The 21293-nt window shown below is 68.5% G+C and carries 19 protein-coding genes; 7 read left to right on the top strand and 12 right to left on the bottom strand.

The features are described from left to right. The 5 genes from AC3RCE_RS04455 to AC3RCE_RS04435 all read left to right on the top strand — a co-directional run bounded on the left by AC3RCE_RS04455 (window position 1) and on the right by AC3RCE_RS04435 (window position 5567). Entirely contained in the window at window positions 1-765 is a 765-nt protein-coding gene (locus AC3RCE_RS04455) for an endonuclease/exonuclease/phosphatase family protein (protein ID WP_218293267.1), read from the top strand. Beyond that, window positions 762-2051, top strand: a complete 1290-nt coding sequence (gene clsB / locus AC3RCE_RS04450) for a cardiolipin synthase ClsB (RefSeq protein ID WP_492254619.1) — start codon at window positions 762-764, stop codon at window positions 2049-2051. The genes AC3RCE_RS04455 and clsB overlap by 4 nt, the downstream gene beginning before the upstream one ends. 16 nt (window positions 2052-2067) lie before the next feature. Continuing rightward, window positions 2068-3117 (top strand): lysylphosphatidylglycerol synthase domain-containing protein, encoded by a 1050-nt coding sequence (locus AC3RCE_RS04445; RefSeq protein ID WP_492254618.1) that lies wholly within the window; start codon window positions 2068-2070, stop codon window positions 3115-3117. 170 nt (window positions 3118-3287) lie between these two features. Continuing rightward, window positions 3288-5003, top strand: coding sequence for an NAD(P)/FAD-dependent oxidoreductase (locus tag AC3RCE_RS04440; RefSeq protein ID WP_492254617.1), 1716 nt, complete (start codon window positions 3288-3290; stop codon window positions 5001-5003). Window positions 5004-5015: 12 nt separating this feature from the next. Continuing rightward, window positions 5016-5567, top strand: a complete 552-nt coding sequence (locus AC3RCE_RS04435) for a VUT family protein (protein ID WP_492254616.1) — start codon at window positions 5016-5018, stop codon at window positions 5565-5567. A 501-nt stretch (window positions 5568-6068) separates the two neighbouring features. Here the strand turns inward: AC3RCE_RS04435 and AC3RCE_RS04430 are convergent. After that, window positions 6069-7412, bottom strand: a complete 1344-nt coding sequence (locus AC3RCE_RS04430; protein WP_492254615.1) for an amidohydrolase — start codon at window positions 7410-7412, stop codon at window positions 6069-6071. A gap of 126 nt (window positions 7413-7538) precedes the next feature. On the opposite strand from AC3RCE_RS04430, the gene AC3RCE_RS04425 reads away from it, so the two are divergent. Then, window positions 7539-8618: a GlxA family transcriptional regulator gene (locus tag AC3RCE_RS04425; protein ID WP_492255355.1), complete on the top strand. Its 1080-nt coding sequence runs from the start codon at window positions 7539-7541 to the stop codon at window positions 8616-8618. 71 nt (window positions 8619-8689) lie between these two features. Here the strand turns inward: AC3RCE_RS04425 and AC3RCE_RS04420 are convergent, their stop codons facing one another. The 6 genes from AC3RCE_RS04420 to AC3RCE_RS04395 all read right to left on the bottom strand — a co-directional run bounded on the left by AC3RCE_RS04420 (window position 8690) and on the right by AC3RCE_RS04395 (window position 15663). Next, window positions 8690-10261, bottom strand: a complete 1572-nt coding sequence (locus AC3RCE_RS04420; protein ID WP_492254614.1) for a methyl-accepting chemotaxis protein — start codon at window positions 10259-10261, stop codon at window positions 8690-8692. A gap of 206 nt (window positions 10262-10467) precedes the next feature. Beyond that, entirely contained in the window at window positions 10468-11346 is an 879-nt protein-coding gene (htpX, locus tag AC3RCE_RS04415) for a protease HtpX (protein WP_218293259.1), read from the bottom strand. 199 nt (window positions 11347-11545) lie between these two features. After that, complete coding sequence (locus AC3RCE_RS04410; RefSeq protein WP_492254613.1) at window positions 11546-12316, bottom strand: DUF3025 domain-containing protein; 771 nt, start codon at window positions 12314-12316, stop codon at window positions 11546-11548. Beyond that, window positions 12301-13353 carry a dihydroorotase gene (pyrC, locus tag AC3RCE_RS04405; protein ID WP_492254612.1) on the bottom strand — a complete coding sequence of 351 codons (1053 nt, stop codon included), beginning with the start codon at window positions 13351-13353 and terminating at the stop codon, window positions 12301-12303. The genes AC3RCE_RS04410 and pyrC overlap by 16 nt, the downstream gene beginning before the upstream one ends. A gap of 109 nt (window positions 13354-13462) precedes the next feature. Beyond that, complete coding sequence (locus AC3RCE_RS04400) at window positions 13463-14461, bottom strand: Bug family tripartite tricarboxylate transporter substrate binding protein (protein ID WP_218340465.1); 999 nt, start codon at window positions 14459-14461, stop codon at window positions 13463-13465. A gap of 32 nt (window positions 14462-14493) precedes the next feature. Beyond that, a complete protein-coding gene (locus tag AC3RCE_RS04395; protein ID WP_492254611.1) occupies window positions 14494-15663 on the bottom strand; it encodes a M20 family metallopeptidase in 1170 nt (389 codons plus the stop codon). 102 nt (window positions 15664-15765) lie between these two features. Here AC3RCE_RS04395 and AC3RCE_RS04390 point away from each other — a divergent pair, with 102 nt between their 5' ends. After that, window positions 15766-16686, top strand: a complete 921-nt coding sequence (locus tag AC3RCE_RS04390; protein ID WP_492254610.1) for a MurR/RpiR family transcriptional regulator — start codon at window positions 15766-15768, stop codon at window positions 16684-16686. A 200-nt stretch (window positions 16687-16886) separates the two neighbouring features. Here AC3RCE_RS04390 and AC3RCE_RS04385 read toward each other — a convergent pair whose 3' ends face one another. The 5 genes from AC3RCE_RS04385 to AC3RCE_RS04365 all read right to left on the bottom strand — a co-directional run bounded on the left by AC3RCE_RS04385 (window position 16887) and on the right by AC3RCE_RS04365 (window position 21219). Further along, entirely contained in the window at window positions 16887-17624 is a 738-nt protein-coding gene (locus tag AC3RCE_RS04385; protein ID WP_218293253.1) for an amino acid ABC transporter ATP-binding protein, read from the bottom strand. 149 nt (window positions 17625-17773) lie between these two features. Further along, window positions 17774-18439, bottom strand: coding sequence for an amino acid ABC transporter permease (locus AC3RCE_RS04380; protein ID WP_218293252.1), 666 nt, complete (start codon window positions 18437-18439; stop codon window positions 17774-17776). Window position 18440: 1 nt separating this feature from the next. Continuing rightward, window positions 18441-19199 (bottom strand): amino acid ABC transporter permease, encoded by a 759-nt coding sequence (locus tag AC3RCE_RS04375; protein ID WP_218293251.1) that lies wholly within the window; start codon window positions 19197-19199, stop codon window positions 18441-18443. A gap of 108 nt (window positions 19200-19307) precedes the next feature. Continuing rightward, window positions 19308-20207, bottom strand: coding sequence for an amino acid ABC transporter substrate-binding protein (locus AC3RCE_RS04370; protein ID WP_218293250.1), 900 nt, complete (start codon window positions 20205-20207; stop codon window positions 19308-19310). Between the two features lie 115 nt (window positions 20208-20322). Next, entirely contained in the window at window positions 20323-21219 is an 897-nt protein-coding gene (locus AC3RCE_RS04365; RefSeq protein ID WP_218293249.1) for an amino acid ABC transporter substrate-binding protein, read from the bottom strand. Window positions 21220-21293: the final 74 nt, after the last annotated feature.

The raw sequence follows: 21293 nt of genomic DNA, 5'->3' as shown, positions 1-21293 counted from the left end.
ATGGACACCCTCCCCTCACAACCCATCGCGTTCAAGGTGCTCACCGTGAACGTGCACAAGGGCTTCACCACCTTCAACCGGCGCTTCATGCTGCACGAGCTGCGCGAGGCGGTGCGCAGCGTGGCGGCGGACCTGGTCTTTCTGCAGGAGGTGCAGGGCACGCACCACCGCCATGCCAGCCGGCTCGCCAACTTTCCGCAGGTGCCGCACTACGAGTTCCTGGCCGACACCATCTGGTCGCAGTACGCCTATGGGCGCAATGCCGTGTATGACAACGGCGACCACGGCAACGCCCTGCTGTCCAAGTTCCCCATCACGCACTATGAGAACCATGACATCTCGATCAGCGGGCCCGAGCGGCGCGGCATGCTGCACTGTGTGCTGCAGCCGCCCGGCCACCACCTGCCCGTGCATGCCGTGTGCGTGCACCTGGGGCTGCAGGAGGCCCACCGCCAGCGCCAGCTGCAGCGGGTGTGCGAGCTGCTCAAGACCTTCCCGCCCGGCGAGCCCGTGGTGCTGGCCGGCGACTTCAATGACTGGCGCCACCGCGCGCACGCCATCCTGCAGCGGGGGGCGGGCCTGCAGGAGGTGTTCGTGCAGGCCTTCGGCCGGGCGGTGCGCACCTTCCCCGCGTCCATGCCGCTGCTCGCGCTGGACCGCATCTACGTGCGCAACGCGGCCGTGCATGCGCCCCTGTCGCTGCCGCGCAAGCCCTGGGACAAGCTTTCGGACCACGCACCCCTGGCGGCGGAGATCCTGCTATGAGCCTATCTTCCCGCTCGTTTCGCGCACCACGCTCATCCCGCTGGGTGCCGGGCAACCACTTCGATCTGCTGGAAAACGGCGAGGAGTTTTTCCCCCGGGTGTTCGGCGCGATTGAAAAGGCACGGCGCGAAGTGCTGCTGGAGACCTTCATCCTGTTCGAGGACAAGATCGGCCAGGAACTGCACGCCGCCCTGCTCGCGGCCGCCCGGCGCGGCGTGGAAGTGCATGTGCTGGTGGACGGGTTCGGCTCGCCCGACCTGTCCGACGGCTTCGTGGGCAGCCTGGTCGAGGCGGGCGTGCGCTTTCGCATCTTCGACCCGGGCCGCCGCTTCATGGGCCAGCGCCTGAACATGCTGCGCCGCATGCACCGCAAGATGGTGGTGGTGGACGGCGAGCTGGGGTTCATCGGCGGCATCAACTACTCGGCCGACCACGTGGCGGATTTCGGCCCTGAGGCCAAGCAGGACTACGCCGTGCAGGTGCGTGGCCCCATCGTGGCGCAGATGCACCATTTCCTTCGCGAGGCCGTGCAGGAGGGCGCGCAGCGCCGGCGCCCGGGCGGCGCGGCCGCCACGGGGCGGCCCCACGCGGGCACCGCCCATGCCATTTTCGTGACCCGCGACAACCACGACCACCGCAGCGACATCGAACGCCACTACCGCGTGGCCCTGCGGTCGGCACGCCACCGCGTGGTGATCGCCAATGCGTATTTCTTCCCGGGCTACCGCTTCATCCGCGAGATGCGGCGCGCCGCCAAACGCGGGGTCGACGTGCGGCTCATCCTGCAGGGCCAGCCCGACATGGCCATCGTGCGCACGGCGGCCAGCATGCTCTACGACCACCTGCTGCGCGCGGGCGTGCAGGTGTATGAATACTGCGAGCGGCCCCTGCACGGCAAGGTGGCGCTGGTGGACGACGAATGGTCCACCGTCGGCTCCAGCAACCTCGACCCGCTGAGCCTGTCGCTCAACCTCGAGGCCAACGTGATCATCCAGGACCGCGGCTTCAACGCCCAGCTCCATCGCCGCCTGGCGCGGCTGATGGAGAACAACTGCCGGCAGATCGAGGCCCCGCCGCCGGGGCGGCTGGACGGCCTGCGCCTGCTGCGCAGCTACGTGGTCTTCCACCTGATGCGGTGGTTTCCCACCTGGGCCGGCTGGCTGCCCCGCCACGAGCCCACCATCACCATGGTCCGCAAGGCGCCGGCCCCCGCGCAGCCCGCGGGCGATGCCGCCGGCAACGGCAACGGCACCAACAACAACAGCAGCGCGGGCGTGGCCGCCTAGGCGGCCCCGGCATCCCATGGCAGCCACCACCACGACCCCGCGCCACCCGGCCCTGCCGCCCCTGGCCGCGGGCAGGCAGGCCCCCGGCGCCCCTTCCGGCTGGCGCGGCCTCACCCAGCGCCCCTGGTGGCCGTGGCTCACGCGCGGCCTCGCGGCGGCGTTCTTCGGGGGGGTGGCCTGGCTCATCTTCCGGCAGGCGCGCCTGGTGGACTGGCCCGCCGTGTTGCGCGCCCTGCAGGCGTTGCCCGCCAGCGCGCTCGCCGTGGCGGGAGCGCTGGCCCTGGCCAGCCATTTCACCTACGGCAGCTTCGACTGGGTGGGCCGCCACTGCAGCGGCCACCGGCTCACGCGCCGCGCGACGCTGGGCATCGCGATGACCAGCTATCCCTTCACGCTCAACCTGGGCTCGCTGATCGGCGGCGTGGGCGTGCGCTACCGGCTGTACGCGCGGCGCGGGGTGGACGCGGGCACCATCGGGCAGGTGGTGGGCACCAGCGTGCTGACCAACTGGGTGGGCTACCTGCTGCTCGCGGCGGTCCTCCCCTGGCTGTGGCAGCCCCCGCTGCTGGCCGGCTGGGCCGCCACGCCATGGCAATGGCGGCTGGGCGGCGCGGTGCTGGGCTGCCTGCCCGTGGCGTACGTGGCGCTGTGCGCCGCGCGCGGCGGACGGGCCCTCACGCTGCGCGGCCACGCCTTTCCGCTGCCCCGGTGGCCCGTGGCCTTGTGGCAGGTGGCGGCGTCGGCCACGAACTGGATGCTCATGGGCGCGGCGCTGTGGACCGTGCTGCAGGGCGCGGTGAGCTACCCCGCCGCGCTCGCCACCGTGCAGCTGGGAGCGGTGGCCGGGCTGGTCCTGCGGGTGCCCGCGGGCCTGGGCGTGCTGGAGGCCGTGGGCGTCGCGCTGCTGGCCCACGGCGCGCTGGGCCAGGACAAGGTGCTGGCGGCCCTGCTGGCGTACCGGGCGCTGTACTACTTCCTGCCCCTGCTGCTGGCCGCGCTGGGCTTTGGCGTGGCCGAGCTGCGCTGGCGCAGGGGCGAGGCCACCGGCGACGGAAGATCCGCATAAAAACCGGTTGCAGCGCTTATCCATCAAGCGGTAGCAGCTATCATTTTTGAAAATCGCCTACCCCAGGCCAAGGGCGCCCACGGCAGGCACGGGGCCGCGCGCCAGCGGCCCGGTAAAATCACGGCCCCACGACTTTGCACCCCGCCCGATCGACACGGGCCCGCAAGACCATGATCCGCCTCTCCGAAATCCGGCTGCCCTTCACGGCGGCCGAAGACCCCGACGCGCTGCTGCGCGCCGCCGCCGCCAGGCTGCTGGGCCTGGCCCCGGCCGACATCACCCACCTGCACGTCTTCAAGCGCAGCTTCGACGCGCGCAAGGTGGAACTGCTGGCGGTGTACATCATCGACATCACCCTCGCCCAGCCAGAGCGCGAGGCCGCGCTGCTCGCGCAGTTCGCGGGCAACCCGCACATCCAGCCCACGCCCGACATGGCCTGGCAGCCCGTGGGCCAGGCCCCGGCCGAGCTGCCCCTGCGCCCCGTGGTGGTGGGCTTTGGCCCCTGCGGGATCTTCGCGGCGCTGGTGCTGGCGCAGATGGGCTTCCGGCCCATCGTGCTCGAGCGCGGCAAGCCCGTGCGCGAGCGCACCAAGGACACCTGGGGCCTGTGGCGCAAGCGCGAGCTGCATGCCGAGAGCAACGTGCAGTTCGGCGAGGGCGGCGCGGGCACCTTCAGCGACGGCAAGCTCTACAGCCAGATCAAGGACCCGCGCCACCTGGGCCGCAAGGTGATGAACGAGTTCGTGAAGGCCGGCGCCCCCGAGGAAATCCTGTACGTGGCCCACCCGCACATCGGCACCTTCAAGCTGGTGAAGGTGGTGGAGAACCTGCGCGAACAGATCATCGCGCTGGGCGGCGAGATCCGCTTCGAGCAGCGCGTGACGGACGTGGTCGTCGAAGGCACCGGGGAGGGCCGCCACCTGCGTGGCCTGAAGGTGCTGAACCAGGCCACGGGCGAGACCACCGACCTGCGCGCCGACCATGTGGTGATGGCCCTGGGCCACAGCTCGCGCGACACCTTTGCCATGCTGTACGACCGCGGCGTCGCCATGGAGGCCAAGCCGTTTTCCATCGGCTTTCGCATCGAGCACCCGCAGGGCATCATCGACCGCGCCCGCTGGGGCCGCCACGCCGGCCACCCGCTCCTGGGCGCGGCCGACTACAAGCTGGTGCACCATGCGCAGAACGGCCGGGCGGTGTACAGCTTCTGCATGTGCCCCGGCGGCACCGTGGTGGCCGCCACCAGCGAGCCGAACCGCGTGGTCACCAACGGCATGAGCCAGTACTCCCGCAACGAGCGCAACGCCAACGCGGGCATGGTGGTGGGGATCGATCCGAGCGACTACCCCACCGATGCCGCCGCCTTCGACACCCATCTGGGCCACACCCACGGCATCGAAGCGCTGCCGCAGGGCCCGTTCCACCCGCTGGCGGGCATCGTGCTGCAACGCCAGCTCGAATCCAACGCCTTCGTGCTCGGCGGGCGCGACTACAGCGCGCCGGGGCAGCTGGTGGGCGACTTCATCCAGGGCACTCCATCGAAGCACCTGGGCGATGTGGAGCCCTCGTACAAGCCCGGCGTGGCCCTGGGCGACCTGCACGCCGCCCTGCCCGGCTACGCCATCGCGGCGCTGCGCGAGGCGCTGCCCGTGTTCGGCCGCAAGATCAAGGGCTTCGACATGCACGACGCGGTGCTGACCGGCGTGGAGACACGCACCTCGTCGCCGCTCAAGATCGGGCGCAATGAAAACCTGCAGAGCCTGAACACCGCCGGCCTGTACCCGGCGGGCGAAGGCGCCAGCTATGCGGGCGGCATCCTGTCGGCGGGGGTGGACGGGATCAAGGTGGGCGAGGCGGTTGCGCGCGCTCTGCTGGGCCGTGCCTGACGTGGTGGTGGCATGCCTGCTGCGCTGACACTGCCCACCCGCGCGCAGTTCGCTGCCGCTACCCTGGCCATGGCCGCCGTGGTGCTGGCTTCCAACATCCTGGTGCAGTTCCCGATCAACGACTGGCTCACCTGGGGCGCGATCACCTACCCGGTCGCCTTCCTGGTGAGTGAGCTGGTCAACCGCGCCCACGGCCCGCAGCAGGCTCGCCGCGTGGCCTGGGTGGGCTTTGCCGTGGCGGTGGCCGCGTCGCTGGTGCTGGCACCTGCGCGCATTGCCATCGCGTCCGGCACGGCGTTTTTGCTGTCGCAATGGCTGGACATCGCCGTGTTCGACCGGCTGCGCCACGGCACCTGGTGGCGCGCGCCGCTGGTGGCCACGCTGATGGCTGCGGTGCTGGACACGGCGGTGTTCTGGAGCATCGCCTTTGCTGGCAGCAACGATCCGTGGGTGACGTGGGCGCTGGGGGACCTGGGGGTGAAGCTGGTGCTGGGCGTGGCGCTGCTGCTGCCGTTTCGGCTGCTGGTGGGCCGGGGCGCCGCGCTCCACACCCGGTCGGGTTGAGCTTGTCGGAACCTGGGTGCGCTCGCAGGCTCGCTGATGGGCAGCATGCCTGGTTGAAGGGCGGAGGCCGGGAGTCGCCCGGCGTGCGAGTAACTTTCTTTCGCGTCGCCGAAAGAAAGTCACCAAAGAAAGGGCGACCCTACAGCCTGCGTCCCCACTCGCCCGCTGGGCGAGCGGGGCAACCTGCGGTGCTCGTGCGGGGGGCGCGCAGTGAGTTCTGCGGCGCACCCCGCAACCGCCCCGACGCAGGTTTGCCCCTTCGCAACGCGAAGGGGTCGCAGACTGGGGGTCGCCTTCTCTTTGGTGACTTTCTCTTGGCGAACCAAGAGAAAGTTACCGCGCCGCCGGGCGCGCACCCCGGCTCCCGCCCTCAATACAGGCATGTCGCATCCATCAGCCAAAGAGCCAACCCAGGCTTCGACAAGCTCAGCCCGCGCAACCTGAAGAGCCCCAACCCCATGCGGCCCCGTCGGCACCACACCCAGCGCCAAGGCCCACGCCTTACTTGCGCTGCAAGAAATCCACCGCCAGCGCCGCCAGCGTGCGCGCACCCACCGGCAGCTGGTCTTCATCGATGTCGAACAACGGCGAGTGGTTGGATGGAGCCTTGTTGAAGTCCGCGCCCTTGGGCGGCGCGCCCAGGAAGTAGAAGAAGCCGGGCGCGACCTTCTGGAACTCCGAGAAGTCTTCCGAACCGCTCACCTTGGGGATGATCATCGCCTTGCCCCCCGTGGCCAGCTTGAGCGCGGGCAGCGAGGCGGCCGTCAGCTCGGCCGGGTTGGTGGTCACCGGGTAGGCCACGGGTCCGAAGCGCACCTTGGCCTTGGCGCCGCTCGACGCCGCGATCTGCTCGGCGGTGGTGGTGATGCGCTTCAAGGCCTCCTGGCGCATGCCCTCGTCGAAGGTGCGCAGGGTGCCCAGCAGCTCCACGTTGTCCGGAATGATGTTGTAGCGCGTGCCGCCGTGGATGGAGCCGATGGTGACCACCGCGGGCTCCTGGCTGATGTTGAGCTGGCGGCTCACCACGGTCTGCAGGCCCAGCACCACCTGGCTGGCCGCCACCACCGGGTCCACCGCGTTCCAGGGCGACGAGCCATGGCCGCCGCGCCCTTCCACCTGGATGCTGATGTTGTCCGATCCGGCCATGAGCGGGCCGCTGCGGTAGCCCACCACGCCGGACGGCAGGTTGGCCGTGATGTGCAGGCCGTAGATGGCCTGCACATCCTTCAAGGCGCCCTCTTCCACCATGGCCTTGGCCCCGAAGCTGGGCACCTTGCCGTTGGCGTCGGCCTCCACGGGCGCGCCTTCCTCGGCGGGCTGGAAGATGAACTTGATGGTGCCGGGCAGCTGGGCCTTCATGCCGGCCAGCGCCTCGGCCGCGCCCATGAGCATGGCCACGTGGGCATCGTGGCCACAGGCGTGCATCACCGGCACTTCCTTGCCCAGATAGCTGGCCTTGACCTTGGAGGCAAAGGGCAGGCCGGTGTTCTCGGGCACGGGCAATGCGTCCATGTCGGCGCGCAGGGCCACCACCTTGCCCGGCAGGCCGCCGCGCAGGGTGCCCACCACGCCGGTGCCGCCCACGTTGGTCTGCACCTCCATGCCCAGTTTCTTCAGGTGCTCGGCCACGAGCTTGGCGGTGCGCACCTCCTGGCCCGAGAGCTCGGGGTGGGCATGGATGTCGCGGCGCCAATTGACCATCTTGGGCGCCACCTTGTTCACGGCGGTGTCGATGGCCTGCAGGCCGGCGGCATCGAGCGCCTGGGCGTGGGCCGAAGAGACGGCGATCAGCCCGCTGGCGGCGAGGCCGGCGGCAAGCGCGATGGCGGAAAGGGGTTTGTGCATGGGCAGATCCATAGGGTGGGTGACAGCTTGCAAGGCTGGAGCAGGGAGCAAAAAGCACGTTCATGCTAAAAGCCGGCACCCTCTTCATGACAAGCGAAAATGGCCATCCAACGAGCCAATACCGCCATGCCGCAGTCACCTTCGTCCTTGCCCCCGAGTCCCGCCAGGCCGCCGGTCTTTCGCGTGGACATTCCGCTGCTGCCAGAGTCCGCCGTGGGCAATGCGCTGCAGTTCATCGACCTGCTGCGCGGCGCCAACCTGCTGGCGGGCCTGCGCATGGGCGCGCAGGCGCCGCGCATGGCCTGGCGGCTGCTCGATGCCGGGGGGCTGCCCCTCGCTCCCCTGCCAGGGCCGCTGGCGGCCTACACGCCAGCCGGGGACACGGCGGCGCCCTCCGCCCCGGCCCACGCGTTGTTCATCCCCTCGTTCCATGCCGCGGACATTCCGGCCATCCGCGCGGTGGCGGCCCGCCACCGCGCGCTGTCGCGGCAGCTGGGCGTCGCGCTCGATGCCGGGCAGAAACTGCTCACGGTGGGCAACGGCGCCTGGCTGGCGGCGCAAAGCGGCCGCCTGAACGGGCGCCAGGCCAGCCTGCCCTGGTTCTACATCGCGGGCTTCGAACGGGACTTCCCGGGCATCGGCCACAGCCTGGGCCGGGACCTGTCGGACGACGGCCCCTGGCTCAGCTGCGCGCTGCCGCACAGCGTGAACCTGCTGGCGATCGCCCTGGTGCGCCACGCGCTGGGTGAGGAACTGGCCGCCGCCTGCGAGACCGTGATGGCGCCGGACCACCAGCGTGCGCGCGCGGCCCTGCAGGCCAACGCGCAGCAGCACATCCCGGCCACGCGCGACAGCACCCTGGCGCGCGCCATCGCCTGGATGGAAGCCCACCTGGACCAGCCGTACTCCCTGGCCCGGCTGGCCGAGGCCGCGTCGGTGAGCACGCGCACGCTGCTGCGGCACTTCCAGCAGGAGCTGTCGCAGTCGCCGCTCGACTACCTGCACGGCCTGCGCTGCCGCCGCGCCAAGGTCATGCTGGAAGTGACGCTGGAGAGCGTGCCCAGCGTCGCCGTGGCCTGCGGCTACGCCGACCCGGCGGCTTTCAGGCGCATCTTCGCGCGCTACACCGGCATGGCGCCGGCGGAGTACCGCAAGCGCCATGCGCTGCGCGCGCCGCGCAGGCGCTGGCGGGTGGAAATATCGTGACCGCCCTGTGGCGCCGGCTTGGCCGCGCCAGCCTTGGACGCCGCGCTTCACTCCAGGGAAGACGCCCTTGTCTAGCGCGGCAGCGCGTTGCCAGCCGGCAGGCGGAACGCCTCCACCAGTTCGGCCAACTGCTGCGCCTGCGCGCGCAGACCCTGCGCGGCGGCGGAGGACTCTTCCACCAGCGCGGCGTTCTGCTGCGTCATCTGGTCGAGCTGCGAGACCGCCTCGCCCACCTGGCTCAGGCCCGTGGTCTGCTCGCGCGCGGCGGTGCTGATCTCGCCAATGATGGTGGCCACCTGCTGCACGGAGCTCACGATCTCGCCCATGGTGCTGCCCGCCGCGTGCACGAGCTTGGCGCCCTCGTCCACCTGGCGCACGCTGTCGCTGATCAGGCCGCCGATCTCCTTGGCCGCCGTGGCCGACCGCTGGGCCAGGCTGCGCACCTCGCCGGCCACCACCGCGAAGCCCCGGCCCTGCTCTCCGGCCCGGGCCGCTTCCACGGCGGCGTTGAGCGCGAGGATGTTGGTCTGGAACGCGATGCCGTCGATCACGCTGGTGATGTCGGCGATGCGGCGGGACGACAGCGCGATGCCATCCATGGTGCCCACCACGCGGTCCACGGCCTCGCGCCCGCGCTGCGCCACGCCGCTGGCGCCCGTGGCCAGGCTGCTGGCCTGCGCGGCGGCGTCGGCGCTGTGGCGCACGGTGGCCAGCAGTTCCTCCATGCTCGCGGCGATTTCTTCGAGGTTGGAGGCCGTGTGCTCGGTGCGGGCCGACAGGTCGCTGTTGCCCGCCGCGATCTCGCTGCTGGCCCCGGCCACGGAAGTGCTGGCCTGGCGCATGCCCACCACCAGAGCGGCCAGGCGTGCCTGCATGCCGCCCAGGCGCGCGAGCAGCGCCTGCAGCTCGTCGCGGTTGCCCGCGCCCGGGGCCGGCACGGCCGAGGTCAGGTCACCTTCGGCGATGCGGTCGGTGACTTCGGACGCACGGGCCAGCGGCCGCAGGATGGAGCGCGACAGCAGCCAGGCACAGGCCAGGCTCAGCAGCAGCCCCACCACGGAACCCGCCGCCAGCAGGGTGATGCCCTGCCGTTCGCTGCGGGCGGCGGCATCGCGGGCCTCGGCCACGCGCTGGCGCTGGAAATCGGCCAGCTGGTTCACGGCCGCCGCATAGGCATCAGCCGCCGGGCGCAGGCGCGTGGCGATGGCGTCGGGCGGCAGGGCCTCGCCGTCCTTGCGGCGCTTGACGAGGTCGTCGCGCACGGTGCGAAAACCATTGCCGGCCTTGTCGATGGCATCGAACAGGGCCTGGGAGTCCGGGTCCGCCGCCAGTTCGTCCAGCCGCTTGCGCACGTCGGCGGACCGGGCCGAGGTGACCTTGCGGTCGGCATCGATGCGGGCCGCGTAGGCGGGGTTGTCGATTTCCAGCAGGGTTTCGGCCCGCACGGAGCTGAGCACCACGATGGCGTGCAGCTCGCGCGCCAGCAGTGCGCGCTCGGAGGAGGCGCCGCCCAGGTCGTCGGCGATGTCCTGCAGCCCCGCCAGCCGCCAGATGCCGACGGCGGCCGACAGCGACATGACCAGGCAGACAACGCCAAAGGCCAGGGCCAGGCGGACCGCAACACGCGCGTGGGAAATGGACATGGAGTGCTCTCGTGGGAATGAAGGTCAATGATGCAACCGCGCGCCGCACGGCATGCGGGCCTGGGTCGCCACCACCTTATCGACACAAGGTGACAAGCCCTTGAGCCTTGCCACGAGGCGGCCTGCCCACCCCACCAACAAAAAGGCCGCCGCGGGGGCTCCCGTGGCGGCCTGCAGGGGCCGAGGCCCGAGCCGGATCAGCCCTGCTACTGCTGCTGCGCGTTCTGCAGCGCGGCAATGCGCTCTTCAATGGGCGGGTGCGTGCTGAACAGCTTGCCGATGCCGCCGGCGATGCCCATGGCGGCCATGCTCTTGGGCAGCTCGGCCGGGTGCATGCCACCCAGGCGGGCCAGGGCGTTGATCATGGGCTGGCGGCGGCCCATGAGCTGGGCGGCACCCGCGTCGGCGCGGAATTCGCGCTGGCGGCTGAACCAGGCCACGATCATGGCGGCCACAAAGCCCAGCAGGATGTCGAGCACGATGGTGGTCACGTAGTAGCCGATGCCGGGGCCCGAGCTGCTCTCGTCGTTCTTGCGCAGGAAGCTGTCCACGGCGTAGCCGATGACACGCGACAGGAACACCACGAAGGTGTTCATCACGCCCTGGATCAGCGTCATGGTGACCATGTCGCCGTTGGCGATGTGGGCCACCTCGTGGCCGATCACGGCCTCGACCTCTTCACGCGTCATGCCCTGCAGCAGGCCGGTGGACACCGCCACCAGCGCCGAGTTCTTGAACGCGCCCGTGGCGAACGCATTGGGGTCGCCCTCGAAGATGCCGACTTCGGGCATGCCGATCTTGGCTTCGGTGGCGAACTTGCGCACGGTCTCGACGATCCAGCGCTCGTCGGGCGAGCCGGAGCCGTCGATCACGCGCACGCCCGAGGTCCACTTGGCCATGGGCTTGCTGATGAGCAGCGAGATGATCGCGCCGCCAAAGCCCATGACGAGCGCGAAGCCCAGCAGCGCGCCCAGGTTCAGCCCGTTGGCCGTGAGGTAGCGGTTCACGCCCAGCAGGCTGGCCACCACCCCCAGCACGACAACGACGGCCAGGTTGGTCATCACAAATAACAGGATCCGCTTCATGGAATGAATTCTCCGTGGGGTCAACAACAACAGTGTCCGCTGGTCCAGATGGGGGCCGGGGACCGCGCTTCAAGCGGTACGCCCTCGGGCGTGGCGGGCCGCTGCAGCCCCCGCGCCCGCCGCCCATGGCCGCGATTTCATCGCGCTATGGTAGGTGCAAACCTGTGGCGCGGCCTTATCACACAAGCCTTGACGGGAATTAGGGAGCGGGTGCAGCGCGCGGCGGACGGAACACCTGGGCGTCGGCATAGAAGCCCGGCACCTCATTCGCCCGCCACCAGCCGGGCACGCCCAGCACCGGCAGGGGGGTGAAAGGCTTGGCGTCCCAGGTGGGGGATTGCACCCGCCGCGCCAGCCAGGCATCCAGACCCGCTATGGATTCAATAGCTGCAGGCGCTCGATAGACGTGCGCCACCATGGGTTTTCGGGGTGCCACCAGCTTCTCCAGCAGCGCATGGCCGAACAGCACCAGCCGGGCTTCGCGCCACAGCGGGCGCAGGTCGACGAACAGGCGCTGCCAGTCGCGCGCCCGGAGCGCATCCCAGAGCGCGTCGGGCGCCTGCAGCAGCGCGCCGTTTTCATCGAACACCGTGAGTGCATCGCGCAGCGGCCCGCGCACCGCCTGCACGCCGTCGGCGGCGATGGCCTGGGCCTGCAGTTCGTTCAGGCGGCGCTTGGTGAGCGGGAAATGCAGCCACACCAGGCCGTTGAAGAAGTCGTGCAGGTTGTCGCGCGTGGGCACGCGGCGGGTGTCCCAGATGTACTGCTCGTAGGCCACGCCGTCGGGCAGCGCGGCCTGCGGCGCGAACAGCATGGGCACCGCGCCGGGCGCCGCGGACTGCAATGCCTCGTGCACCGCGCCGCCGCCCTGCACCTGCCGCGCGATGGGCTGGCCCAGGCCGCGCCACGGCGCCAGCCAGGGAGCGCTCCAGTCGATGGCGTCGAAGGAGGGGCTTACACCAGCCGCCACGGCAGCGCTTCACCGGAGCGCAGGGGCTTGAGGTTGGCCTCGCCGAAGACGAAGCTCTCGGGCGGCGTCCAGGATTCGCGGCGCAGGGTGATGGTGCCGGTGTTGCGCGGCAGGCTGTAGAAGTCGGGGCCGTGGAAGCTGGCAAAGCCTTCGAGCTTGTCGAGCGCCCCGGCGTTGTCGAACGCCTCGGCGTACATCTCCATGGCGGCATGCGCGGTGTAGCAGCCTGCGCAGCCGGTGGCGTGCTCCTTGAGGTGCGCGGGGTGTGGCGCGCTGTCGGTGCCCAGGAAGAACTTGGCCGAGCCGCTGGTGGCCGCCTGCACCAGGGCCACGCGGTGCGTCTCGCGCTTGAGCACGGGCAGGCAGTAGTAGTGCGGGCGCACACCGCCGACGAAGATCGCGTTGCGGTTGTACAGAAGGTGGTGCGCCGTGATGGTCGCCGCGGTGAAGCGGTCGGACGCCTGCACGTAGTCGGCCGCGTCCTTGGTGGTGATGTGCTCGAAGACGATCTTGAGCTCGGGGAAGTCGCGGCGCAGCGGGATGAGCTGCTGCTCGATGAACACGGCCTCGCGGTCGAACAGGTCGATGTCGCTGCTCGTGACTTCGCCATGCACCAGCAGCAGCATGCCAGCCTTCTGCATGGCCTCGAGCGTCTTGTAGGTCTTGCGGATGTCGGTCACGCCCGCGTCGCTGTTGGTGGTGGCGCCCGCGGGATAGAGCTTGCATGCCACCACGCCCGCGTCCTTGGCGCGCGCGATCTCGTCGGCGGGCAGGTTGTCGGTGAGGTACAGCGTCATCAGCGGCTCGAACTGCACGCCGGCGGGCACGGCGGCCAGGATGCGCTGCTTGTAGGCCAGGGCCTGCTCGGCCGTGGTCACGGGCGGGCGCAGGTTGGGCATGATGATCGCGCGGCCGAACTGCGCGGCCGTGTGCGGCACCACGGTGGAAAGCGGCTCGCCGTCGCGCACATGCAGGTGCCAGTCGTCGGGCCGGGTGATGGTGAGGGAGTCGATGGGGGGGTGGAGGGCGGCGGTCATGGGCAGCATTGTCCCATCGGCTTTGGAACTATCAATTTGATAGCTGCCGGCGCTTGACAAACAAGGACCAGCAGCCAAAAGCAATCACGAACAGCAGGCCAGCACGACCTCATTCCGCCGTGATGCCCGCCTTGCGCACCACCTCGCCGAATTTCACGAGGCGCTCGGACATCATCTTCTCGAAGGCGGCGGGCGCCATCTCCTCGGGGGCGATCACGCCGCGCTCCTTGAGGTTGGCCAGCATCGCGGGCGAGGTGGCGACCTGGCGCACGGCCTTGTACAGCGTCTGCACGATGGCATCGGGCGTGCCGCCGGGGGCCGCCAGGCCTGTCCACGAGGTGAGGTTGAGCTCCGGGTAGCCCACCTCGGCCATGGTGGGCACATCGGGCAGCTGGGCCAGCCGCTGGTCGGCCGCCACGGCCAGGGCACGGACCTTGCCGGCCTGCACGTGCGGCAGCATGATCACCAGGTTGTCGAGGATGAACTGCACCTCGTTGGCCAGCACGGCCGTGATCAGCGGCGTGCCGCCACGGTAGGGAATGTGGGTGGTGAAGGCGCCGGTGGCGGCCTTGAACATCTCGACGTTGAGCTGGCCCATGCTGCCCACGCCGCCGCTGCCGTAGTTGAGCTTGCCGGGGTTCTTCTTGGCGTAGGCCACGAACTCGGCGAACGTCTTGAACGGCAGACTGCTGTGCACCACCAGCGCGTTGGGCTGGCGGCCCAGGATGGCGATGTTCTCGAAATCCTTGACCGGGTCGTAGCCCACCTTGGGCTGGGTGAGCGGGTTGGCCAGGTGGCTGCTTTGCGACGACACGACCAGCGTGTAGCCGTCGGGCTTGGCGCGCGCCACGTACAACGCGCCCACCGAGCCGCCCGCGCCCGCGCGGTTTTCCACGATGATGGGCACGCCCAGCACGCGCGAGAGCGGCTCGGAATACTGGCGGGCCATGATGTCCACCGACCCGCCGGGCGGGAACGGCACCACCAGGGTGATGGGGCGCGAGGGGAATTTCTCGTCCGCCTGGGCTGCTACCGGCGCCAGGCCCGCAAGGCCCAGCCCCAGGCCGGCGGAAAGAACATGGCGGCGGTTGGGTTGTGTGGAATGCATGGGGTCTTCTCTCGAAAAGGAATGGGGAGGGATCAGGGATGGTCCAGGATGGCCAGCGCCACGGCCTGGGCGCGCGGCACGAAGGTGGACAGCTCGCAGTACTCGCGCTCGGTGTGCGGGTGGCCGCCCACGGGGCCGGTGCCGCACAGCGTGGGCGCGCCCACGGAGGCGGTGAGGCCGCTGTCGGCCGCGCCCCCGGTGAATTCGCCCTGCACCTCGAAGCCCAACGACTGGGCGCCGCGCTGGTACAGCGCCAGCAGCGCGTCGGGCGTGGGCTTCATGGGCAGCGTGCGGCGCGATTCGGTGATGCGGCCTTTGGTGCGTGGCACGGATTCCTCCTCCACGATGGCGCGCACCCTGGCGAGCAGTTCCTCGGGGTCGGTGTCCGAGGTGAAGCGCAGGTCCACCGCGGCCTTGGCGTGCGGCGCCACCATGTTGGGCACGATGCCGCCCTGCACCACGCCCACGTTGGCGGTGGTGCCCGTGGAGGGGTCGGTGAGTGCGTGCAGCGCCAGCGTCTTGCGGGCCAGGGCCTCGATGGCGCTCGCGCCCGCCGCGTGGTTGATGCCGGCGTGGGCGGCGACGCCCTCCACCTCGAACTCCACCACCATCGAGCCCTTGCGGCTCGTCACCAGGTTGCCGCTGACGCGTCCCGGCTCGGCATTGAGCACCGCCTTGACGCCGCGCGCCTGGGCCATGATGCGCTCGCGCGTGGCGGGCGAGCCGATCTCCTCGTCGCACGAGAAGAACAGCTGCAGCGGCCCCTGGAGCCCGCCGCAGCGCGCGAAGGCCTCGGCCACGAACACGTTCATCACCAGGCCGGATTTCATGTCGGCCACGCCCGGGCCGTAGGCACGGCCGTCCTCCACGCGGAAAGGGCGCCGCGCCACGGTGCCCGAGGGGAACACGGTGTCCATGTGGCCCATGAGCACGATGGGCGGGCCGTCGGCGGCGCCGGGAACGTGGGCATGCAGCAGCACGCCGTAACCCGGTACGGGCTCGAACCGCACGGCCACACCGGCGGCCTCGAGCCGCTCGCGCAGGACGGTGGCCACGGCCGTCACCCCCGCCTCGTCGCGGCTGCCGCTGTCGATGTTCACGACTTTCTGCAACAGGTCTTGCATGGCCTGCGACTGGCCAGCGAGCCAGTCCAGGATGCGACGGCGCACCTGGGAGCCGCTTGCTTCAAGGGTATCCTGCATCTGTGTCCTTGGGTCCTGCCCCTGAACGCGGGGCGAAAATTGGGCCGAAGTGTTGCACGCGCTGCCTCTGTTTGCAATACATTTTTCATAAAAGAGACATTCATGAAATCATCCTTGCAAGAATCCGCCGGCTTGCTGACCGAGCGCCTGGCCCGCCAGGGCGCCAAACTCACGACCAGCGAGCGCGCGCTGGCCGAGGCGCTGGGGCGCGACTACCCGCACGCGCTGCTGGAGTCCGCCACGGCGCTGGCGGCGCGCAACGGCACGAGCGCATCGACGGTGGTGAGGCTGTTCGCCAAGCTGGGCTATGAAAGCTATGCCCAGGCGCAGCGCGAGGCGCGCGGCGAAGTCACGGCGCTGCTGCAAACGGCCGGCCAGCGCGCACCGGTGACCATCGGCACGGAGCGCAGCCTGCAGCAGTGCCTGGACGATGCGCTGCTGCACGACCAGCACAACATCGCCGCCACGCGCGACGGCCTGGACATGGCGGCCTTTGAGGCCATCGCCCGGCGCATCGCCCAGGCCCGGGGCCGCCTGTTCGTGCTGGCCCAGATCAACAGCGCACCCGTGGCCGCGTGGCTGGCACTGCACCTGAACATGTGCCGCCCCGGGGTACATGAGCTGGGCGTGGGCGCCGTGGCGACCACCGACCAACTGCTGTGGGTGCAGCCCGAGGACACGCTGCTGGTCTTCAGCATCCGCCGCTATGCGAGCGGCCCGGTGAAGGTGGCCCAGCGCTTTCGCGATGCGGGCGCACAGGTGCTGGCCATCACCGACAGCGCGGCCGCGCCGCTGGCGCGGCTGGCCCAGCACCGGCTTCAGGTGCGCACCTCCAACGCATCACCGTTCGACTCCTACACCGCGGCCTTCTTCCTGTGCAACGCCCTGGTGTCGGCCGTGGCCCAGCTGCGCCACAAGGCCGTGTCCGAGGCCCTGAAGCATCGCGACGACCTGTGGACGGATTTTGAGTCGCAGCTCATCGTGGAGGGCAGCCCGCCGGCCGGCCGGCGGGGCAAGCGTTAGCCTGGGCTCCTTGGCATTGCATGCGCCCATAAAAAAAGCGCTCCGAAGAGCGCTTTTTGCTTTTAATCCTGAACACCTGCACGCCACTCGCCGCATGAAACTGGCGCGGCCCAAGCCAGCGCCACCGGGGAACTGGCTTTGCCAGGCCACCGGTGGCGTCCCCCTGGGGGAAGGCGCCGCAGGCGACTCAGGGGGAGCCATCAGTGCTGCAGGATCTTGTTGAGGAAGTCCTTGGTGCGCGGCTGGCGGGCGTCGGGGTTGTTGAAGAAGTCGTCCTTGGAGCAGTCTTCCAGGATCTTGCCGCCCACGTCCATGAAGATCACGCGGTTGCTGACCTTGCGTGCGAAGCCCATTTCGTGGGTCACGCACATCATGGTCATGCCTTCGTTGGCCAGGCCCACCATCACGTCCAGCACCTCACCGACCATTTCGGGGTCGAGCGCGGACGTGGGTTCGTCGAACAGCATCACGATGGGGTCCATCGACAGCGCACGGGCAATCGCCACGCGCTGCTGCTGGCCGCCCGAGAGCTGGCCCGGAAACTTGTCCTTGTGCGCCATCAGGCCCACGCGTTCGAGCATCTTCAGGCCACGCTTCTTGGCGTCGTCCGCGCTGCGGCCCAGCACCTTGATCTGCGCGATCGTCAGGTTCTCCGTCACCGACAGGTGGGGGAACAGCTCGAAATGCTGGAACACCATGCCCACGCGGCTGCGCAGCTTGGGCAGGTCGGTCTTGGGATCGTGCAGGCGGATGCCGTCCACGGTGATCTCGCCCTTCTGGAAGGGCTCCAGCGCGTTGATGGTCTTGATCAGCGTGGATTTGCCCGAGCCCGAGGGCCCGCACACCACCACCACTTCACCCTTGTTGATGGTGGCCGAGCATTCGTTGAGCACCTGCACGGGGCCATACCACTTGGATACGTTCTTGAGTTCGATCATTTCTTTCTCCAATCTCTTCTCTCGTCACTTGTTCAGGGCGCTGCGCATGAGACCGATCCGGCCCCATGCGAGGACGCCGTGGAACTGGCTTTGCCAGGCCACTGGCGCCGTCCCTCTCGGGGGAAGGCGCCGAAGGCGACTCAGGGGGGCTACCGAATAATTGCGATCTTCTGGTGCAGGCGCTTGACCATCCAGGACAGCGCGTAGCACATCACAAAGTACAGGACGGCGGCCGCCAGGTAGGCCTCGATGGGCCGGCCGAAGTTCTTGCCTGCCACTTCGAAGCCCTTGAGCATGTCGTAGGCGCCGATGGCGTAGACCAGCGACGTGTCCTGGAACAGGATGATGGTCTGCGTGAGCAGCACCGGCAGCATGTTGCGGAACGCCTGCGGCAGCACCACGAGCTTCATGTTCTGGCCATACGTCATGCCCAGCGCCTGGCCGGCATGCACCTGTCCGCGCGGAATGGACTGGATGCCGGCGCGCATGATCTCGCTGAAATAGGCGGCCTCGAACGCGATGAAGGTCACCACGGCCGACACTTCCGCGCCGATGGGCCGCCCGATGATGGCGGGCACCAGCAGGAAGAACCACAGGATCACCATCACCAGCGGAATGCTGCGCATGCCGTTGACGTAGATGGTGGCGGGCACGTCGAGCCATTTCTTGCCCGACAGGCGCATGAGCGCGAGCACGGTGCCGAAGATCACCCCGCCAATGGTGGCCACGAAGGTGAGCAGCAGGCTGAAGTACAGCCCCTTGAGCACGAAATTGGAGATGAGATCCCAGTTGTAGAAGGAGAAGTCGAGATTCATATCAATGACCTCCGCCTGCGCTGCTGGCCACGACCATGCCCGGGATGCGCACGCGCTTCTCGATGAACGCCATGATCCGGTTGATGGCAAAGGCCGAGATGATGTAGAGCGCCGTCACGGCCAGGTACACCTCGATGCCGCGCGAGGTTTCTTCCTGCGCCTGCATGGCGAACATGGTGAGTTCGGCCACCGACACGGCAAACGCCACCGACGAGTTCTTGAAGATGTTCATCGTCTCGCTGGTCAGCGGCGGGATGATGATGCGAAACGCCATGGGGAGCAGCACATAGCGGTAGGTCTGGAACGTGGTGAACCCCACCGCCAGGCCGGCATAGCGCTGGCCGCGTGGCAGCGTCTGGATGCCCGAACGCACCTGCTCGGCGATACGCGCCGAGGTGAAGAAGCCCAGGGCCAGCACGACCAGTGCAAACCCCGGAACGCCCTTGAGCACCGGGAACAGGCTCGGCAGGACGTGGTACCAGAGGAAGATCTGGACCAGCAGCGGAATATTGCGGAATAGCTCGACCCAGGCATTGCCCAGCCGAACGATCACCGGCCGGTCCTGCAGAGTGCGCAGCGTGCCGATGAAAGAGCCCAAAACAAGTGCCAGCACAAGTGCCAGCAGAGAAACAGACACCGTCCAGCCCCAGGCAGACAGCATCCAGTCCAGGTACGTGATGTCGCCGCCCTTGCCAAAGCAGCTTTGCACGACTTCCCGGTCCATGGTGTCCTGGCAGAACACCTGCCAATCCCAACTCATAGGAGCACCCCTTTAATTCTTGGTGTTGCGTTGGCCGCTACCGCTCGCGAGCCCAACAAAAAAGCCCCTTCAAACCGGCTGGCCGAAGGGGCACAAGCGCTCAGAAGATCACTTCTTTGCGTAGTCTTCCATGGGCTTGTCGTTAGGCGATGCCCAGGCGGCCTTGGTGGCATCGGAGATCGGCAGGCCGATCTTGGTGTTGGTCGGCGGCACGGGCTGCATGAACCACTTGTCGTACAGCTTGGCCAGCGAACCGTCCGCGATCTGGCGCTTGATGGAGTCGTCCACGGCCTTCTTGAAGGCTGCATCGTCCTTGCGCAGCATGCAGGCGATGGGCTCCACGCTCAGGACTTCACCGACGATCTTGTAGTCGGCGGGGTTCTTGGACTTGGAGATGTTGGCCGCCAGGATGGAGGCGTCCATCACGAAAGCGTCAGCGCGGCCCGTTTCCAGCATCAGGAAGCTGTCAGCGTGGTCCTTGCCGAAGACTTCCTTGAAGTCGATGCCGCCAGCGCGCTCGTGCTTGCGCAGGGTCTGCACCGACGTGGTGCCCGTGGTGGTGGCGATGGTCTTGCCGTTCAAGTCCTTGATCGACGTGATGCCCGAGCTGGACTTCACGGCGGTGCGCACTTCTTCCACATAGGTGGTCACGGCAAACGCCACGTCCTTCTGGCGCGCAGCGTTGTTGGTGGTGGAGCCGCACTCCAGGTCCACGGTGCCGTTGGTCACCAGGGGGATGCGGTTTTGCGAGGTGACGGGCTGGTACTTGACGTCCAGCTTGGGCAGGCCCAACTGCTTCTGGATGTCGGCCAGGACGACTTCGCCCATTTCGGTGTGGAAGCCCACGAACTTGCCGTTGCCCAGGGTGTAGGAAAGACCCGAAGACTCGCGCACACCCAGCGTCACGCTGCCCGAGGCCTTGATCTTGGCCAGGGTGTCGGTGGCCTGAGCGAAAGCGCTACCTGCAGCCAGGGCGGTCACGGCAACCGCGAGCAAATGCTTCTTCATTGGTATCTCCTTGTGTGTGAAGCGAAAAAAGGGATGGATTCTAGAGATTCGACCCTGCCGGGGGTACCGGCAGACCGCATTCTCCAAAAATGGAAACCTCGACCAGGGATATTAGTCAGAACGGGACCTGGTCGGTAGGGTATTTCCAGAAGTCCCGCAACAAGTAGCTGACCGGAAGGTTCAGCACCGTGTTGTTCGGGGGGATGGGTTTGTTGAACCATTTGTCATAGATCGGGTAGATGTCGCGGCTGGTGATCAGGCGGCGCATCTCCTCGTCGATGAGCTTCTTGAACTCGGGGTCGTTCCTGGGCAGCATGATGGCCAGGGGCTCGGTGGTCATGAAGCGGCCCACCACCTTGAGCGCCTTGGGGTCGGGCCGCCCGGCCGCCAGGCCGTACAGCAGCACGTCGTCCATCACGAAGGCGTCGGCCTCGCCCTTTTCCACCATTTCGACGGCCTTGGCATGGTCGGGCGCCTCCACGATGGTGATGCCCATCAGGCGTTCGCGGTTGGCCTGGTCGGCCGCCTTCAGCGGCGTCGTGCCCTTGGTGGACACCAGTTTCTTGCCGTTGAGGTCTTCCACGCGGTCGATGGGGCTGGCGGACTTCACCAGCAGGCGCGCGCCGGTAATGAAGTGTGGGATCGTGAAGGCCACTTTCTGGCGCCGCTCGGCGTTGTTGGTGGTGGAGCCGCACTCCATGTCGGCCTTGCCCTGCTCGATCACCGCGATGCGGTTGGCCGGCGTGACCGCCACGAACTCGACCTCCATGTCCTTCTTGCCGGTCTTCTTGCGCACCACCTCGGCCAGCCGCAGGCACAGATCCATCGCGTAGCCCACCGGCTTGCCGGACTGGGTGTCGATGTACGAGAAAGGCACCGACGATTCCCGGTGGGCGATCACCAGCTTGCCGCCAGCGCCGATGCGCTCGAGCACCGAGGCCTGCGCAGAAGTCGCAAAAGCGCTGCACAGGGCGGCAAGGCCCCAGGCAATTCCCCAATGCTGAACGTTCATACGGTGTCTCGGTGAGTGGATGGATCGGATTTGCAATGTTCGTGCCACCGTGGGGCCTTCAGAGGGCGCGCGCT

The sequence above is a fragment of the Acidovorax sp. GW823-FHT05D11 genome, from assembly GCF_058795695.1.
Note: the sequence above shows the minus strand (reverse complement) of the source record. Positions and strands in the feature narration are given on the sequence as shown.

Excerpts from the sequence above, each read along its gene's own strand:
- AC3RCE_RS04455 (WP_218293267.1), top strand. The coding sequence starts at position 1 with ATGGACACCCTCCCCTCACAACCCATCGCGTTCAAGGTGCTCACCGTG.
- clsB (WP_492254619.1), top strand. The coding sequence starts at position 762 with ATGAGCCTATCTTCCCGCTCGTTTCGCGCACCACGCTCATCCCGCTGG.
- AC3RCE_RS04445 (WP_492254618.1), top strand. The coding sequence starts at position 2,068 with ATGGCAGCCACCACCACGACCCCGCGCCACCCGGCCCTGCCGCCCCTG.
- AC3RCE_RS04440 (WP_492254617.1), top strand. The coding sequence starts at position 3,288 with ATGATCCGCCTCTCCGAAATCCGGCTGCCCTTCACGGCGGCCGAAGAC.
- AC3RCE_RS04435 (WP_492254616.1), top strand. The coding sequence starts at position 5,016 with ATGCCTGCTGCGCTGACACTGCCCACCCGCGCGCAGTTCGCTGCCGCT.
- AC3RCE_RS04430 (WP_492254615.1), bottom strand. The coding sequence starts at position 7,412 with ATGCACAAACCCCTTTCCGCCATCGCGCTTGCCGCCGGCCTCGCCGCC.
- AC3RCE_RS04425 (WP_492255355.1), top strand. The coding sequence starts at position 7,539 with ATGCCGCAGTCACCTTCGTCCTTGCCCCCGAGTCCCGCCAGGCCGCCG.
- AC3RCE_RS04420 (WP_492254614.1), bottom strand. The coding sequence starts at position 10,261 with ATGTCCATTTCCCACGCGCGTGTTGCGGTCCGCCTGGCCCTGGCCTTT.
- htpX (WP_218293259.1), bottom strand. The coding sequence starts at position 11,346 with ATGAAGCGGATCCTGTTATTTGTGATGACCAACCTGGCCGTCGTTGTC.
- pyrC (WP_492254612.1), bottom strand. The coding sequence starts at position 13,353 with ATGACCGCCGCCCTCCACCCCCCCATCGACTCCCTCACCATCACCCGG.
- AC3RCE_RS04400 (WP_218340465.1), bottom strand. The coding sequence starts at position 14,461 with ATGCATTCCACACAACCCAACCGCCGCCATGTTCTTTCCGCCGGCCTG.
- AC3RCE_RS04395 (WP_492254611.1), bottom strand. The coding sequence starts at position 15,663 with ATGCAGGATACCCTTGAAGCAAGCGGCTCCCAGGTGCGCCGTCGCATC.
- AC3RCE_RS04390 (WP_492254610.1), top strand. The coding sequence starts at position 15,766 with ATGAAATCATCCTTGCAAGAATCCGCCGGCTTGCTGACCGAGCGCCTG.
- AC3RCE_RS04385 (WP_218293253.1), bottom strand. The coding sequence starts at position 17,624 with ATGATCGAACTCAAGAACGTATCCAAGTGGTATGGCCCCGTGCAGGTG.
- AC3RCE_RS04380 (WP_218293252.1), bottom strand. The coding sequence starts at position 18,439 with ATGAATCTCGACTTCTCCTTCTACAACTGGGATCTCATCTCCAATTTC.
- AC3RCE_RS04375 (WP_218293251.1), bottom strand. The coding sequence starts at position 19,199 with ATGAGTTGGGATTGGCAGGTGTTCTGCCAGGACACCATGGACCGGGAA.
- AC3RCE_RS04370 (WP_218293250.1), bottom strand. The coding sequence starts at position 20,207 with ATGAAGAAGCATTTGCTCGCGGTTGCCGTGACCGCCCTGGCTGCAGGT.
- AC3RCE_RS04365 (WP_218293249.1), bottom strand. The coding sequence starts at position 21,219 with ATGAACGTTCAGCATTGGGGAATTGCCTGGGGCCTTGCCGCCCTGTGC.